Below are 13,086 nucleotides of genomic sequence, written 5' to 3'. Positions count from 1 at the left end.
CGGATAATGGAGAATCAAGGACGGGCACATGCCCATCCCTTCGAAGCCGCGCTAATGACGACCTGCAACTGCTACGTCAAGCAAATATGCGCCTTTGGGAGCGGGTAAAATAATACCCTATACCAAATCGCAGGTATCCATCATATGGTTTGGGTGATGGTCCAGCTACCAAAAGAGGAGTAATTGGCGTCCACTTCCCATCCCAATATTGCTGGCACTTCATAGCTGTGCAGTTCATTTAGCCGTTTTTCAGCCCGCAAACGGGTGCCGACGGCGGTTTTGAACAGAACGGGATATTCGTCTTTGCTCTCAATTGCGCCGTTCCATTCAAATTGGGAAATGCAAGGCGCGAACCGGTTGGCGCAGGCAACCAGCCGCTCTTCCAATAATATCCGGCAGATATTTTCTGCTTCCTCTGCGCTACCGAACACGGTGTAGATTAGCGCAATACCACTCATTTGCTGATCCTTATGCCGCCGTTACCTGACCAGGCGCCATACCGCCGCCCGCTATGCTTGGTTCCCGCCCGGGTGCCGTTCCCAGCCGGTGCGCGCCCCAGGCCACGCTGGCAACCAATAGGGCGCCGACGGCCTGATGCAACACGGCCAATGTAATCGCAAAATTGGTGATATTGACACCGCTCATCACCGTGGAGATGCCGAGTAATATCTGTGTCCCGAACGCGACATGGATGGCCACCGAAATGCGCCGCGCACCCATTTTTTTCAACCGCCGTGCCATAAGGATCAGCGCCGCGACCGCGACCCATGCCCACCAGCGATGGATGAAATGCACCAGAAATGGATCATTGAGCACAGCAAACACGACGCCTTGGGTCCACTCTATACCCTCTGGAACAAAATGATCATTCATCAACGGCCATGTATTGGCGACTTGCCCCGCATTCATGCCAGCGACATAGGCACCGAACAGCAATTGTATCAATAAAATCACGATGACGATCAGAGCAAAGCCAGTGAGCCGTGAGCGCGGCGCATTTCTGTCTGCCGCCAACGCTTTTAGATCAAGCGCTGTCCACACCAACGATGCCAATATAAAGAGAGCCAATAGTAAATGCGTTGCAAGCCGGAAATGGCTTACATCGGTGCGGTCAGCGAGGCCGGAAACCACCATCCACCAACCGATCACCCCCTGCAATCCGCCCAATAGGAATAATGGGACCAAACGAACGATATAGCCCTTGGGAATCGCGCCTTTCACCAAAAACCACAGGAAAGGCAAGGCAAAGGCAACGCCGACGAGCCGGGCCAGCAACCGGTGCGCCCATTCCCAAAAATAAATGAATTTAAAGTCAGCAAGGCTCATCCCTGCATTCACTTGCTGATATTCAGTCGTTGTTCGGTATTTTTCGAATTCGGACAGCCAGTCGGCCTCGTTTAGGGGCGGCAGCGCGCCGGTCACCGGTTTCCATTCGGTAATAGACAGACCGGATTCCGTCAGCCGCGTTATCCCGCCCACCACCACCATCGCAAAGACGAGGCTTGCAACGAAAAACAACCAATTGGCAAGCGCGTTGGGCCGCGCTTTCAAATTCACATTTTGAGCAATGTCGTTCATCTCTGCTATATGCCGCCGACGGGCGCTGCGATCAACTGTGGTTAGGGGGCAACAAAATTGCATAAATCGCAATCATCTCACCTAATGATATATTGTAACCTCACTCGAATCATGCCATATAGCCTCCATGACAACCGCATTATGGCAGAAATGGCGCTGGGACGGTCTCGGCATAGGGCTCGCTGGCCTGTGCCTAGTGCATTGCCTTGCGACCGCCATTTTCCTTGTGGCGCTTGCGTCCGCTGGCGGCGTTCTATTTGATCCTATCATTCATGAAATCGGCCTGATGCTGGCCATTGGCTTTGGCCTGCTTTCATTAGGTAAAGGCATATTACAGCATGGCTTTATGATGCCTGCAGCGATCGGCGCATTGGGTATTGGCGTGATGTCTGGCGCTTTGTCTCTGCCCCATGGTGAAAGCGAGATGCTTTACACTGTGCTCGGGGTCATTTTGCTCGCCCTTGGCCATGATTTGAACCACCGCGCGGCTCATTAAGCGACCTAGAACATCCGATAATTGAACCGGTGCGGTGAATTGCGGCGCATTTTCTTGCTATATGGCCAAATAGCGCTTATTTCAAAGTCATGACGGATCATCATCACCATCATGAACATGAAGGCGCATCGCTTGCCGATGCGGCCAAGGCTACGCTGACCGAAGCGGGAGAGCAGTGGACCGATATGCGCGCAGCGATATTCGAGGTGCTGGCAACTTTTGAAAAGCCGGCTTCGGCTTATGATATTGCCGATCTCGTTTCGCAAAAGCGGGGCAAACGCGTTGCGCCAAATAGTGTATACCGGATATTGGACCTGTTCGTCACAACCAATCTCGCCCGCCGCGTCGAGAGCGCCAATGCCTATATCGCCAATTCGCACCCGGGATGTTTGCATGATTGCATTTTCCTAATCTGCGACAATTGCGGCAATGCGACCCATTTGGATAACGATAAATTATCGCAAAGCGTCCGCGACGCAGCGGGAGAAGCTGGCTTTGCGAATGTCCGGCCGGTCATCGAAGTGCGCGGCACCTGCGCCGACTGCGACTAGGTTCTGACCATCGGCGCTCTGCGGCCATCGCTATTGCCACATTGCTGCACAACATCTGCACGATAAAGTCATTCGACAGCGCTGATTTTAGCGGTTATTGCTAATGCCCATGACAGATACACCGAATACACCTTTGTTGGACAAAGTGAATTTCCCGGCTGATTTGCGTCAGTTGAAAGAAAGCGATCTGCGCAAATTTGCCGACGAACTGCGTCAGGAAGTGATTAGCGCCGTGTCGGTCACCGGCGGCCATTTGGGCGCAGGTCTGGGCGTCGTAGAGCTAACCACTGCCATCCATTATGTTTTCAACACCCCGCAGGACCGCCTGATCTGGGATGTTGGGCATCAATGCTATCCGCATAAAATCATCACCGGACGCCGCGACCGCATCCGCACATTGCGCCAAGGCGGCGGCCTATCTGGCTTCACAAAGCGCAGTGAGAGCGAATATGATCCCTTCGGCGCTGCACATAGCTCTACCTCAATCAGCGCGGCTTTGGGCTTTGCTGTTGCCAATAAAATGGCTGGCAAACCGGGCAAGGCGATAGCCGTCATCGGCGATGGCGCGATGAGCGCCGGCATGGCCTATGAAGCGATGAATAACGCCGCAGCAGCAGGCAACCGGCTGGTCGTGATCTTAAATGACAATGACATGTCGATCGCGCCGCCGGTGGGCGGGCTATCCGGCTATCTTGCGCGCCTTGTATCATCGAGCGAATATCTGGGCATTCGCAAAATTGCGAGCAAACTGACGGCGAAATTGTCGCGCCGCGTCCATAATGCCACTGCAAAGGCGGAAGAATATGCGCGCGGCATGGCGATGGGCGGCACCTTGTTTGAGGAACTCGGCTTTTATTATGTCGGGCCGATTGATGGTCATAATCTGGAACAATTGATCCCAGTGCTCGAAAATGTCCGCGATAATGCCGAAGGGCCCGTGCTGATCCATGCCGTAACGCAAAAAGGCAAAGGCTATGCTCCTGCCGAAGCGGCCGATGACAAATATCATGGCGTCGCCAAATTCGACGTGATTAGCGGCAAACAGGATAAAGGCCCGGGCGGCGGCCCGCCTGCTTATCAAAATGTGTTTGGCGAAACACTTGCCAATCTGGCCGATAGCGATCCGCGTATCTGCGCCATCACGGCGGCTATGCCATCGGGCACAGGCGTTGATAAATTTGCCGCGGCGCATCCCGATCGCAGTTTTGACGTCGGTATTGCCGAACAACATGCCGTCACTTTTGCCGCCGGGCTTGCGGCGCAGGGTATGCGGCCCTTTGCCGCCATATATTCAACATTCCTGCAACGCGCCTATGATCAGGTGGTGCATGACGTCGCCATTCAAAATCTGCCCGTGCGTTTTGCGATTGACCGCGCTGGGTTGGTTGGCGCGGATGGGTCCACCCATGCAGGCAGTTTTGACATCACCTATTTGGCCACCTTGCCCAATATGGTGGTCATGTCGCCCAGCGATGAGGCGGAGCTGGTCCATATGACCTATACGGCGGCCGAATATGATGATGGGCCGATTGCGCTGCGTTATCCGCGCGGCAATGGCACTGGCGCGGCGCTCCCCGAAATTCCGCAAAAGCTGACCATTGGTAAGGGCCGTATCGTGCGCGAAGGCAAAAAGGTTGCTATATTGTCACTCGGCACCAGGCTTGCCGAAGCCATGAAGGCTGCTGATATTTTGGACGCCAAAGGCCTAAGTACGACGGTTGCCGATATGCGTTTCGCCAAACCGCTGGATGAAGCATTGATCCGGCAGCTTATGACAAGCCATGATGTCGTGGTCACAGTGGAGGAGGCGGCTATAGGCGGACTGGGCGCGCATATATTGACGTTGGCTAGCGATTTGGGGCTAACCGATGCAGGCCTAAAAATCCGGACCTTGCGTTTACCAGATATGTTTCAAGAACATGATAACCCGCAAAAGCAATATGATGAAGCGGGCCTCAACGCGCCGCAAATCGTTGATACCGTGCTTAAGGCGCTCCGTCATAACAGCGCCGGAGTAGAGGAAGCGGGCGTCCGAGCTTAACCCCGCTTGCCTTCGCGGGAATCACTAAATTGTGATTTGGACAGGCACTGTTTTTGAATCTCAACCGACCCAAATAGCGGTCACAGCGGCTTCGTCATAAACCGGCTGAACGGATCTTCGCGGTAATCGCCAAAGGGTCCGCAATAGGTAAAGCCATGCGCGAGATAGAGCGCATGCGCAGCGTCAAAGGCGGCGCCCGATCCGGTTTCCAGGTTCAGCCGTACATAACCGCGCCGCTGCGCCTCGGCGATAATATGGCGCAACATCTCCGCGCCCGCGCCTTTGCGCAAATGGCCCTCATCGGTGCGCATCGATTTAATCTCACCCTCTTTAGACCCGTTAGCGCCCATCATTTCGCGCAGCGCGCCGCATCCCATCAGCTGCGCATCGGGGGCGTCGCCGGTCCATACTGACCAGAAAGTGACATCCGGTCCCTTAAGCCCGTCAAAATCGAGGAAATGGCATTTATCTTTGGGCGAGTTTGCCAGCATGCCGGCAAAATGCGTTTCAAGCAAGGCGCGGATTTCAGGGCCAGATAGGTCGTCGGGTGTGATATGCATGGCCCTAAACCATCTCCGCCAGTACGGCCAGACATTCTCGGGCCAGCGCGGCGCTGCGTTCCGGGCTCCAACCCTGTTCGGCGTCGGGCAATTCGTGATTATCCTTAAATGGCATTTCCAGCGTCATTGCGACGCATCCCTTACCAGCGCCATTGACGGCATCGCTGAACCGTTCGGCAAGCTGGTTGGTTGACATGGACAAGTTCGCGCTGCCCGGCGCTTCTTTTTCGGGATAGCCGAGCTTTCGCTGAAAATCCGGGGTTCGCGCATCGAGCCGCGCTTTATAAACGTCATAGCGCGCGCCTTGTTCATCGGTCCAGCTAGGGATGCCGTGGAAACCCGCGATGAAGGCGGCTGGGATCGCCTCGTCACCATGGACATCTATCGCCCAATGGCATCCGGTTTCGTCCATCGCATCGCGGATACATAGCACTTCGGGGCTGCGTTCTGCCGACGGTTCGGCCCATTCACGGTTCAGGTTCACGCCCGCATAGTTGGTGCGCAAATGGCCGCGAAATGACCCGTCGGGATTGCAATTGGGCACGATATGTATCGTCGCCTTCTCGCGCAGGATACGCGCATGGGGATCGGCCGGATCGGTCAGCATTTCGAGCGCGCCCTCCATCCACCATTCGGCCATGCTTTCGCCTGGATGTTGCCGCGCATACAGCCAGACGTGGGTTTCCCCTGTCCCCATTTCGACACAGTCAATCGGCCGTCCCTCCAGCGAATAGCCAAGCGTGCGGTGGGTGACGCCTTCATATAAGGCGGCCTCGCTGATCAGGTCATGATGCCGTTCCAGCGAATAAGGCGCAAAATAGGCAAACCAGCTAATCCCGCCCATCGGTAAATAGGTGATGGTCAGCGTGCCGCCATCTTCATTGGCATCAAAGCTGGACGGGGCGCGGCCCCAATAGCTGCGATCTTCGGAAACGCAGGCATTATAGTCGGACCAGCCGCCGGGATAGGCGCTTTCATTCAGGTCGGTAATTTTCAGGGAGATTGCTTCGCCCGCTTCGCTTTCCACGCGAAAATGGAACCATTGGAAAAAATCGCTATCCTTATCCTTGCGGACCGACAGAGTCGCAGCAGCGCCATCAATGGATTTCACGATGATGTTGCCGCTGTCAAAGGCGGCGTTGATGGAACGGATGGTCATCGACAATTCTTTCTAAGCGTGAATAGGAGCAGGCTGTGTGCCCGTCATATCAGGTGCAATAAAGACAGCGGCAGCGCTTGTCCAAGGGCAAATGCGACTAGCACCGGCTGGTCGCTGGCGCGCTTTATTTAACGATGATGCTTTCACCGGATTTGCCGGGGAAATTGCTGAACAGCGCAGAAGCAAGCTTTTGCGCGGCCGAATCGCTGGCCGATGCAGCCGACCCAGCGTCGCTTTCCTGTGCAGCACTGCCTTCCCAAATTACCCGCCCGCCATCGCGTTCGATGATCCGTACAGATAATTCGGTGAGCACGCGGTTTTTCGGCCGGTTGAGCAAGCTGGTCAGGTCAAGGCCAAGCCCCACGCCAACGCCGGAGCGATATCCGCCGGTTGAACCGCCGACACCGACCGACACGGGACCGCGCCGATCCCGTTTGCCCAGGTCACGCACGCCATAGCCGACCTGCGCGATGACCGAGGCATTATCGCTATTTTCGCTATAGCCTATGCGCTGCATTTCGGCTGCGACCGCGTTCAAATAAGGCGAAGCCGACAATGGTGTTCCCTCCGCCTGCTCCCCGGCATTGTCGGTGCGGGCAATTTCGACGGCAAAGCTGCCATTGCCATATTGCACCCCTTCATCAGCGCGGTTGAATCGCGTGATTTCGACGGGTCCAGCGGGCGTTGCGCAAGCCGATAAGGCAACAGCCGCAGCGGTGAGCGAGAGGATGGCAAGGCGCATATAAATTCTCCTGTTGATCGAAAGCTCATAAACAAGTGGAGATGAACCCGCAATGACGCTTGACTTTGCAGGGTGGCAGCCATATTAGCGCGCCTTCAAATGCGCCCTTTGGGCCGCATATTCACAAACATTTATGAGCGGGCAAATCCCATGAAGATCGTCAATTCTCTCAAATCCCTTAAGGGCCGTCACCGTGATAACCGCGTGATTCGCCGCCGTGGCCGCGTTTATGTGATCAACAAAACAAACCGCCGGTTTAAGGCACGTCAGGGCTAATTCAGCCCATGACATCGATTCGCTCTATTCGTGCGAATCTCGGCAAGCAACCACCGCCCCGATCCATTCGTGGGCGGTTTTTTGCGTTATAGGCTAAGTAGACGGAACTGAATGTAAATGAGCGCAATCGAAAATGTCATTTTTGATGTCGGACGGGTTCTGTTCCATTGGGACTTGCGGCATTTATTTGCAAAGCTGATCGATGATCCAGCAGAGCTCGACTGGTTTTTGAACCATGTGGTGACCGAAGAATGGCATTTTCAGCATGATGCCGGGCGGCCCCTCGCCGAAATGTTGCAGGAACGCAGCGCCCAATTTCCCGGTCATGCGCATTTGATTGAGGCCTATACGAAACGCTTCACTGAAACCATTCCCGGGCCGGTGGAGGGCAGTTTGGAAATATTGGAACAGCTCAGCGCATCGTCAGTGCCGTTATTCGCAATCACCAATTTCGGAGCGGAATTTTGGGACCTGTTTCGTCCAACGCAGCCGGTATTTGATCTATTCACCGATATCATCGTGTCCGGCCGCGAAAAATTGGTGAAGCCTGACCCCGCCATCTATGCGCTTGCCTGCGACCGTTTCAGCATTGATCCAGCCAGCGCGATATTTATCGATGACAATCTCGCCAATATTGACGCCGCCTGCGATTTTGGACTGCATGTCCATCATTTCCGCGATGCGGCTAATTTGCGTGAAGACTTGGCGCGGCTGGGATTGCTATAACCAAATCATTCGTCTTCCCGGGCGAATAATGCCCCATTCCAATAGATATAGTCGAATTTTCCGCTGGCACTTTTTTCGCCATCCGCATGGGCCACAAAGAATTTTTGTATGGCGCCGCCGGGATAGCGTATCCCAGCCAAATAGCCGTCAAAATAATAATGCGCGACGTCGGTATCGCGGCTGCTATTGCTATTGCCGCCCTGCCATTGTTGCTTTTGCCGGGAAAAGGAGAGGGAGCCTGATTCCTCGAGCAACAGTTCGCTGGTTTCCACGCCGATATATCCGGTTGTCGCGATGCTGGGCCCATAGGATTTCATAAAGCCTTGCAACCGCTGACCGGGTTGAAACTTACTTATATTGGCGAGGCTGAATTCCGTTGTATCGCCTTGTTCATCGATGGTTTCGTAATTGCTGCCCACTTTGCGCCATTTTTCGATGCTGCACTGCTCGGTTATTGGCCCCAGGCTTTCCGGAGTGGGATCCTGATATTCGGGATCCCAACCGTCGAAGCAATCGGTAGCATATCCATTCGCAAACACCGCCCATGTTGATATGATCGTTTGCATCATTCCGTTGATGCCGCCGGCTATTTGAATGGAGCGTTGAAAATAGCCAATGGGCCGCCGCGATTGGGGCACCCGCGAGAGTGCTGCCTTTATTTCTGCCTCTGCGGATTGCCGGGACGCATTGCCACTTTGGCTCTCAATTTGGCTTGCCGCAGCCGGCAACGCTACATTGCGCTGGAGCAGTTGCAGCCCAACACTGCGCGCATTGGCGATGCTGCTGCCTTGTTGCAGGACGAAGATTGTCCGCAAAGAATTCCAGCCCGTTTGAAGAACATAAACCGCGCATTCCTCGTTTGCCGCCGCCGCCTCAAGCTTTCTGCCCTGGCGGCTGATAATCGGGGTTGGTTTTAATAAGGGCATCCCTTGGCAAGCTGGCGACTTTGATAGCTGCCCGGACACCCTCAAAATTTCAGTATCTAGGTCCATTTGATCGGGCGCGAGACCCTGCTTGTCAATTACAGCAACGATCGCTTCATTCTCTCGAAAAGCATAGACAATCCCATCTTTTGACTGGTTCAGGATATGCCACCCGTCGGGAATATATTGTGCCTGTGCTTCGCTGCCTATTGCATAAAAAGATAGGAGCGAAAGGATCATTTTTGGGATGAATTTCATGACATTGAAACATATGTACCCATGCCCGAAAAGGCAAGCTGCGACAGGCCCCAACCTTGGTCGCCTCGGCTTTTGCAAGCAATCTGGAATGTAGGGAAAAGAACAAATGGTGCCCAGAAGAGGACTCGAACCTCCACGCCCTTGCGAGCGCCAGCACCTGAAGCTGGTGCGTCTACCAATTCCGCCATCTGGGCACGGGGTAGATAATAGAAGCGGGCGCTTAGCCGCTATCGCCGCCCGCTGTCAACACAACAATCAAGCGCGCCGCGTGGATATGAGGCTTCATTTCGGTTTTTCACCCTATTATCGCCAAACACCCCCTTGCCTCGGCTGCATTTGCGCGGCATTGGGAGGGCAGAATGATGCAGTTTGCTGCAGGAATATCTTTTCGGAAAGACGGATAATATGAATAATCTGGATGGAAAGCTGATTACGGTTTTGGGCGGTAGCGGTTTTTTGGGACGTTATGTGTGTCAAGCGCTGCTGAATGCGGGTGCGCGGCTTCGGGTGACCGGGCAAAGCGCGGCAAGCGGGATGCATATTAAGCCGCTCGGTAATCTGGGTCAGGTGCAATTGATGGCTGCCGATGTTCGCAAACCAGCCAGCGTCGCTCGCGCAGTGGAAGGCGCGGACATGGTCGTCAACCTGGTTGGCAGCTTTGCCGATATGGAGGCCATACAACATATCGGCGCGCGCAATGTGGCGGAAGCCGCGAAAAAGGCGAAATGCGCCGCTCTGGTGCATATCTCCGCCATTGGCAGCGATGCAGACAGCACAGCGCGTTATGGCCGCAGCAAAGCCGCCGGTGAGGCTGCGGTGAAAAAGGCGTTTGCCGATGCGATCATATTCCGGCCGTCGATCATTTTCGGCCGCGAGGACGAGTTTATCAACCGTTTTGCTGGTCTCATCCGAATGTTGCCAGTGGTCCCGATCATTGGTTCGGACACCAAATTCCAGCCTGTTTTCGTAGGGGACGTGGCACGCGCGGTTGCCGCCGCCTTAAACAATCCGGCGCCATATGCGGGACAGGTGCTCGATCTGGGCGGGCCGGAAATCTTTACCATGCGCGGTTTGAACGAATGGATCGCCAAGGCAATTGGCCGGTCACCCTTGTTTATCGACGTTCCTGATTTTGCGGCGCAGGCGATGGCGGTCGGAACAGGCTGGCTGCCCGGCGCGCCGATTACCGCGGACCAGTTTAAGATGCTGGCTTACGATAATGTGGTGGACGAGAAACGCGATGGATTGGCGGTCATGGGGATTGCGCCGACATCGCTGGACACGGCGGCGCATGACTGGCTGGATATATACCGGAAGCATGGACGTTTTGGCGGGCAAGCCGCAGCATGAATGAATTTTGGACTGCTGTCATCCTCGGCATTGTAGAGGGGATAACCGAATATTTGCCGGTATCATCGACCGGCCATTTGATCCTCGCAACCGAGCTGATGGGATTTGACCAGAAAGCGTGGGAGGTATTTAATATCGCGATACAGCCCGGTGCGATCATGGCGATCATCGTGCTATATTGGCGGACATTTCGGGATGTGACGAAAGGCCTGTTTACTTTAGAAAAAGGGGCCATCGCCTTTATCCGCAATTTGCTGGTGGCGTTTTTTCCGGCGGTGCTGCTCGGCCTTGCTTTTGGCGATACGATTGAATTGATGCTGGGCAATGCGGAGCTGGTGGCTTGGGCGCTGATTATCGGCGGGATTGCGATATTGATCGTCGAGCGAATGGCGGTAACCACCGATCATGGCGGCGTGGGTGCAGTGTCGCTGCGGACTTCGATAGCGATAGGGCTTGTCCAATGCCTTGCCATGATCCCCGGGGTCAGCCGGTCTGGGGCGACGATATTGGGCGCGATGTCATTCGGCGTCGACCGCAAAACGGCGGCGGAGTTTAGCTTTTTCTTGGCCGTTCCGACATTGGCGGGCGCAACCGTTTACAAATTATACAAGGCGCGTAACGAGCTAACTGTGGATGATATGAGCCTGATTGGCATTGGCTCTATCGTTTCCTTTGTCGTGGCAGTGATTGTGGTGAAGGCATTTGTTTCGGTCGTGACGCGCTATGGCTTTGGTCCTTTTGCATGGTACCGGATCGCAGCGGGCAGCACGGCGCTCGTGTGGCTCTATTCGCGGTAAAAGGGGAAGCGGGCTGAACTAGGTCCGAAATTGGACTATTGAAAGAATGTTTCAATGCCAAGCAACGGATCCAGTCGCGCTATTGTCTATATTTAGTCAGCTATACTGTCCTATTATGCATTTTTCGCGTGACAGCGGGCCTTTGCACCGGTAAAGCCCCCGCATAAACCGGAGAATCAAGACATGGCCAACGATCCAATGCTGAAATTTGTCGGCATCCCTCAAGCTTTCCCTGAAAAACGGGAGCCGCAACTGCGGGCCGAGGATTTTCGGGAGATAGCCGAACGCTACGCGCCGCAAAAAGCCGATGAGCAGAGCGCGCGCTGTTCGCAATGCGGCGTCCCTTATTGTTCGGTCCATTGTCCGCTGGGCAACCATATTCCCGATTGGCTGCGGCTGACCGCGCAAGGTCGGCTGCGCGAAGCCTATGAAATGTCGAACCTGACGTCGACCATGCCCGAAATTTGCGGCCGGATATGCCCTCAGGACCGTTTATGCGAAGGCAATTGCGTGATCGAAACCGCTGGCCATGGCGCGGTCACAATCGGTTCTGTTGAAAAATACATCACCGATACGGCATGGGCCGAAGGTTGGGTGGAGCCGGTGGAAGCAGGTGCACCGCGCGGGCAATCGGTGGCCATTATTGGCGCTGGTCCCGGCGGATTGACTGCCGCCGAATATCTGTGTGTTGCCGGATATGAGGTTCATATTTACGATCGTTATGACCGCGCCGGTGGTTTGCTGACTTACGGTATTCCAGGATTTAAGCTGGAAAAAGAGGTTGTCATGCGCCGGATCAAGCGGCTGGAAGATGGCGGCATTATATTCCACCAGAATTTTGAGGTCGGCCGTGATGCCAGCCTCGATGATCTGCGCAGCAAACATGATGCGGTGCTGATCGCGACCGGCGTTTATAAAGCCCGCAACATCAAAACACCCGGATCGGGATTGGACGGGGTGGTGCCCGCGCTGGATTATCTAACGACCTCCAATCGTAAGGGATTTGGCGATGCGGTGCCGACTTTTGACAATGGCAGCATGAATGCGGCGGGCAAGAATGTGGTGGTCATCGGCGGCGGCGATACTGCAATGGATTGCGTCCGCACCGCCATTCGTCAGGGCGCGAAATCGGTCAAATGCCTTTACCGGCGCGACCGCGAAAATATGCCGGGGTCACAGCGCGAAGTCGCAAACGCCGAAGAAGAAGGCGTGGAATTTGTCTGGCTATCCGGGCCAAAAAGCTTTGACGGAAAAGATGGTAAGGTCGAAAAAATTCTCGCCAGCAAAATGCGGCTGGGCGCCCCCGATGCCAGCGGCCGCCGGTCACCCGAAACCGATCCCGACGGAGACTTCACGCTGGACGCCGACATGGTCATTATGGCGCTGGGGTTTGAAGCGGAAGATTTGCCAGCTTTATTTGGCGCGGACGAATTGGGCGTTACCCGCTGGGGCACCGTGCGCGTGGATCACAAAACGATGATGACCAATTTGGACGGCGTGTTTGCGGTGGGCGATATTGTTCGCGGCGCCAGCCTCGTGGTATGGGCGATTAAAGATGGCCGTGATGTGACCGAGCATATGCATCAATGGTTGAAGGCAAAATCGGATGCGGCAAGGGTCGCGGCATAA

14 protein-coding genes and 1 tRNA gene are annotated in these 13,086 nt (G+C 55.0%); 8 read left to right on the top strand and 7 right to left on the bottom strand.

Going from position 1 to position 13,086, the window contains the following annotated elements:
• Positions 1-140: 140 nt before the first annotated feature.
• Positions 141-458, bottom strand: coding sequence for a divalent-cation tolerance protein CutA (cutA, locus tag ACFOWX_RS02455; RefSeq protein ID WP_381420935.1), 318 nt, complete (start codon positions 456-458; stop codon positions 141-143).
• 10 nt (positions 459-468) lie between these two features.
• On the bottom strand, positions 469-1,578 hold the full coding sequence (locus ACFOWX_RS02450; protein WP_381420933.1) for a COX15/CtaA family protein: 1,110 nt from the start codon (positions 1,576-1,578) through the stop codon (positions 469-471).
• 127 nt (positions 1,579-1,705) lie between these two features.
• Between ACFOWX_RS02450 and ACFOWX_RS02445 the strand changes: the two genes are divergently transcribed.
• The 3 genes from ACFOWX_RS02445 (at position 1,706) to dxs (ending at position 4,666) form a co-directional block, all read left to right on the top strand.
• Positions 1,706-2,074: a MerC domain-containing protein gene (locus ACFOWX_RS02445; RefSeq protein ID WP_381420931.1), complete on the top strand. Its 369-nt coding sequence runs from the start codon at positions 1,706-1,708 to the stop codon at positions 2,072-2,074.
• A gap of 89 nt (positions 2,075-2,163) precedes the next feature.
• Positions 2,164-2,625, top strand: coding sequence for a Fur family transcriptional regulator (locus ACFOWX_RS02440; protein WP_381420929.1), 462 nt, complete (start codon positions 2,164-2,166; stop codon positions 2,623-2,625).
• A gap of 109 nt (positions 2,626-2,734) precedes the next feature.
• Positions 2,735-4,666: a 1-deoxy-D-xylulose-5-phosphate synthase gene (dxs, locus tag ACFOWX_RS02435; protein ID WP_381420927.1), complete on the top strand. Its 1,932-nt coding sequence runs from the start codon at positions 2,735-2,737 to the stop codon at positions 4,664-4,666.
• An 80-nt stretch (positions 4,667-4,746) separates the two neighbouring features.
• On the opposite strand, the gene ACFOWX_RS02430 is transcribed toward dxs, so the two are convergent.
• The 3 genes from ACFOWX_RS02430 to ACFOWX_RS02420 all read right to left on the bottom strand — a co-directional run bounded on the left by ACFOWX_RS02430 (position 4,747) and on the right by ACFOWX_RS02420 (position 7,127).
• Positions 4,747-5,226, bottom strand: a complete 480-nt coding sequence (locus ACFOWX_RS02430) for a GNAT family N-acetyltransferase (protein WP_381420925.1) — start codon at positions 5,224-5,226, stop codon at positions 4,747-4,749.
• Positions 5,227-5,230: 4 nt separating this feature from the next.
• Complete coding sequence (locus tag ACFOWX_RS02425; RefSeq protein ID WP_381420923.1) at positions 5,231-6,385, bottom strand: M14 family metallopeptidase; 1,155 nt, start codon at positions 6,383-6,385, stop codon at positions 5,231-5,233.
• A 124-nt stretch (positions 6,386-6,509) separates the two neighbouring features.
• Complete coding sequence (locus tag ACFOWX_RS02420; RefSeq protein ID WP_381420921.1) at positions 6,510-7,127, bottom strand: DUF4136 domain-containing protein; 618 nt, start codon at positions 7,125-7,127, stop codon at positions 6,510-6,512.
• 150 nt (positions 7,128-7,277) lie between these two features.
• Between ACFOWX_RS02420 and ykgO the strand changes: the two genes are divergently transcribed.
• Both ykgO and ACFOWX_RS02410 read left to right on the top strand, forming a co-directional pair.
• Positions 7,278-7,403 carry a type B 50S ribosomal protein L36 gene (ykgO, locus tag ACFOWX_RS02415; protein WP_033920696.1) on the top strand — a complete coding sequence of 42 codons (126 nt, stop codon included), beginning with the start codon at positions 7,278-7,280 and terminating at the stop codon, positions 7,401-7,403.
• 117 nt (positions 7,404-7,520) lie between these two features.
• Entirely contained in the window at positions 7,521-8,129 is a 609-nt protein-coding gene (locus ACFOWX_RS02410; protein WP_381420918.1) for an HAD family hydrolase, read from the top strand.
• Between the two features lie 5 nt (positions 8,130-8,134).
• Here ACFOWX_RS02410 and ACFOWX_RS02405 read toward each other — a convergent pair whose 3' ends face one another.
• Both ACFOWX_RS02405 and ACFOWX_RS02400 read right to left on the bottom strand, forming a co-directional pair.
• On the bottom strand, positions 8,135-9,292 hold the full coding sequence (locus ACFOWX_RS02405) for a hypothetical protein (RefSeq protein WP_381420916.1): 1,158 nt from the start codon (positions 9,290-9,292) through the stop codon (positions 8,135-8,137).
• Positions 9,293-9,417: 125 nt separating this feature from the next.
• A tRNA-Leu gene (locus ACFOWX_RS02400) sits at positions 9,418-9,504 on the bottom strand.
• Positions 9,505-9,715: 211 nt separating this feature from the next.
• Here ACFOWX_RS02400 and ACFOWX_RS02395 point away from each other — a divergent pair.
• The 3 genes from ACFOWX_RS02395 (at position 9,716) to ACFOWX_RS02385 (ending at position 13,086) form a co-directional block, all read left to right on the top strand.
• On the top strand, positions 9,716-10,660 hold the full coding sequence (locus ACFOWX_RS02395) for a complex I NDUFA9 subunit family protein (RefSeq protein ID WP_381420914.1): 945 nt from the start codon (positions 9,716-9,718) through the stop codon (positions 10,658-10,660).
• Positions 10,657-11,457, top strand: a complete 801-nt coding sequence (locus ACFOWX_RS02390; protein ID WP_381420912.1) for an undecaprenyl-diphosphate phosphatase — start codon at positions 10,657-10,659, stop codon at positions 11,455-11,457. The genes ACFOWX_RS02395 and ACFOWX_RS02390 overlap by 4 nt, the downstream gene beginning before the upstream one ends.
• A 183-nt stretch (positions 11,458-11,640) precedes the next feature.
• Complete coding sequence (locus tag ACFOWX_RS02385; RefSeq protein WP_381420910.1) at positions 11,641-13,086, top strand: NAD(P)-dependent oxidoreductase; 1,446 nt, start codon at positions 11,641-11,643, stop codon at positions 13,084-13,086.

This window comes from Sphingorhabdus arenilitoris, assembly GCF_042651485.1.
Taxonomy (GTDB): Bacteria; Pseudomonadota; Alphaproteobacteria; order Sphingomonadales; family Sphingomonadaceae; genus Sphingorhabdus_B; species Sphingorhabdus_B arenilitoris.
The sequence above is the reverse complement of the archived record's forward strand: the minus strand, read 5'-3'. Positions and strand labels throughout refer to the sequence as shown.

What these genes read in the sequence shown, in the direction of transcription:
- cutA (WP_381420935.1), bottom strand. Translation starts at nt 458, where the DNA reads ATGAGTGGTATTGCGCTAATCTACACCGTGTTCGGTAGCGCAGAGGAA.
- ACFOWX_RS02450 (WP_381420933.1), bottom strand. Translation starts at nt 1,578, where the DNA reads ATGAACGACATTGCTCAAAATGTGAATTTGAAAGCGCGGCCCAACGCG.
- ACFOWX_RS02445 (WP_381420931.1), top strand. Translation starts at nt 1,706, where the DNA reads ATGACAACCGCATTATGGCAGAAATGGCGCTGGGACGGTCTCGGCATA.
- ACFOWX_RS02440 (WP_381420929.1), top strand. Translation starts at nt 2,164, where the DNA reads ATGACGGATCATCATCACCATCATGAACATGAAGGCGCATCGCTTGCC.
- dxs (WP_381420927.1), top strand. Translation starts at nt 2,735, where the DNA reads ATGACAGATACACCGAATACACCTTTGTTGGACAAAGTGAATTTCCCG.
- ACFOWX_RS02430 (WP_381420925.1), bottom strand. Translation starts at nt 5,226, where the DNA reads ATGCATATCACACCCGACGACCTATCTGGCCCTGAAATCCGCGCCTTG.
- ACFOWX_RS02425 (WP_381420923.1), bottom strand. Translation starts at nt 6,385, where the DNA reads ATGACCATCCGTTCCATCAACGCCGCCTTTGACAGCGGCAACATCATC.
- ACFOWX_RS02420 (WP_381420921.1), bottom strand. Translation starts at nt 7,127, where the DNA reads ATGCGCCTTGCCATCCTCTCGCTCACCGCTGCGGCTGTTGCCTTATCG.
- ykgO (WP_033920696.1), top strand. Translation starts at nt 7,278, where the DNA reads ATGAAGATCGTCAATTCTCTCAAATCCCTTAAGGGCCGTCACCGTGAT.
- ACFOWX_RS02410 (WP_381420918.1), top strand. Translation starts at nt 7,521, where the DNA reads ATGAGCGCAATCGAAAATGTCATTTTTGATGTCGGACGGGTTCTGTTC.
- ACFOWX_RS02405 (WP_381420916.1), bottom strand. Translation starts at nt 9,292, where the DNA reads ATGATCCTTTCGCTCCTATCTTTTTATGCAATAGGCAGCGAAGCACAG.
- ACFOWX_RS02395 (WP_381420914.1), top strand. Translation starts at nt 9,716, where the DNA reads ATGAATAATCTGGATGGAAAGCTGATTACGGTTTTGGGCGGTAGCGGT.
- ACFOWX_RS02390 (WP_381420912.1), top strand. Translation starts at nt 10,657, where the DNA reads ATGAATGAATTTTGGACTGCTGTCATCCTCGGCATTGTAGAGGGGATA.
- ACFOWX_RS02385 (WP_381420910.1), top strand. Translation starts at nt 11,641, where the DNA reads ATGGCCAACGATCCAATGCTGAAATTTGTCGGCATCCCTCAAGCTTTC.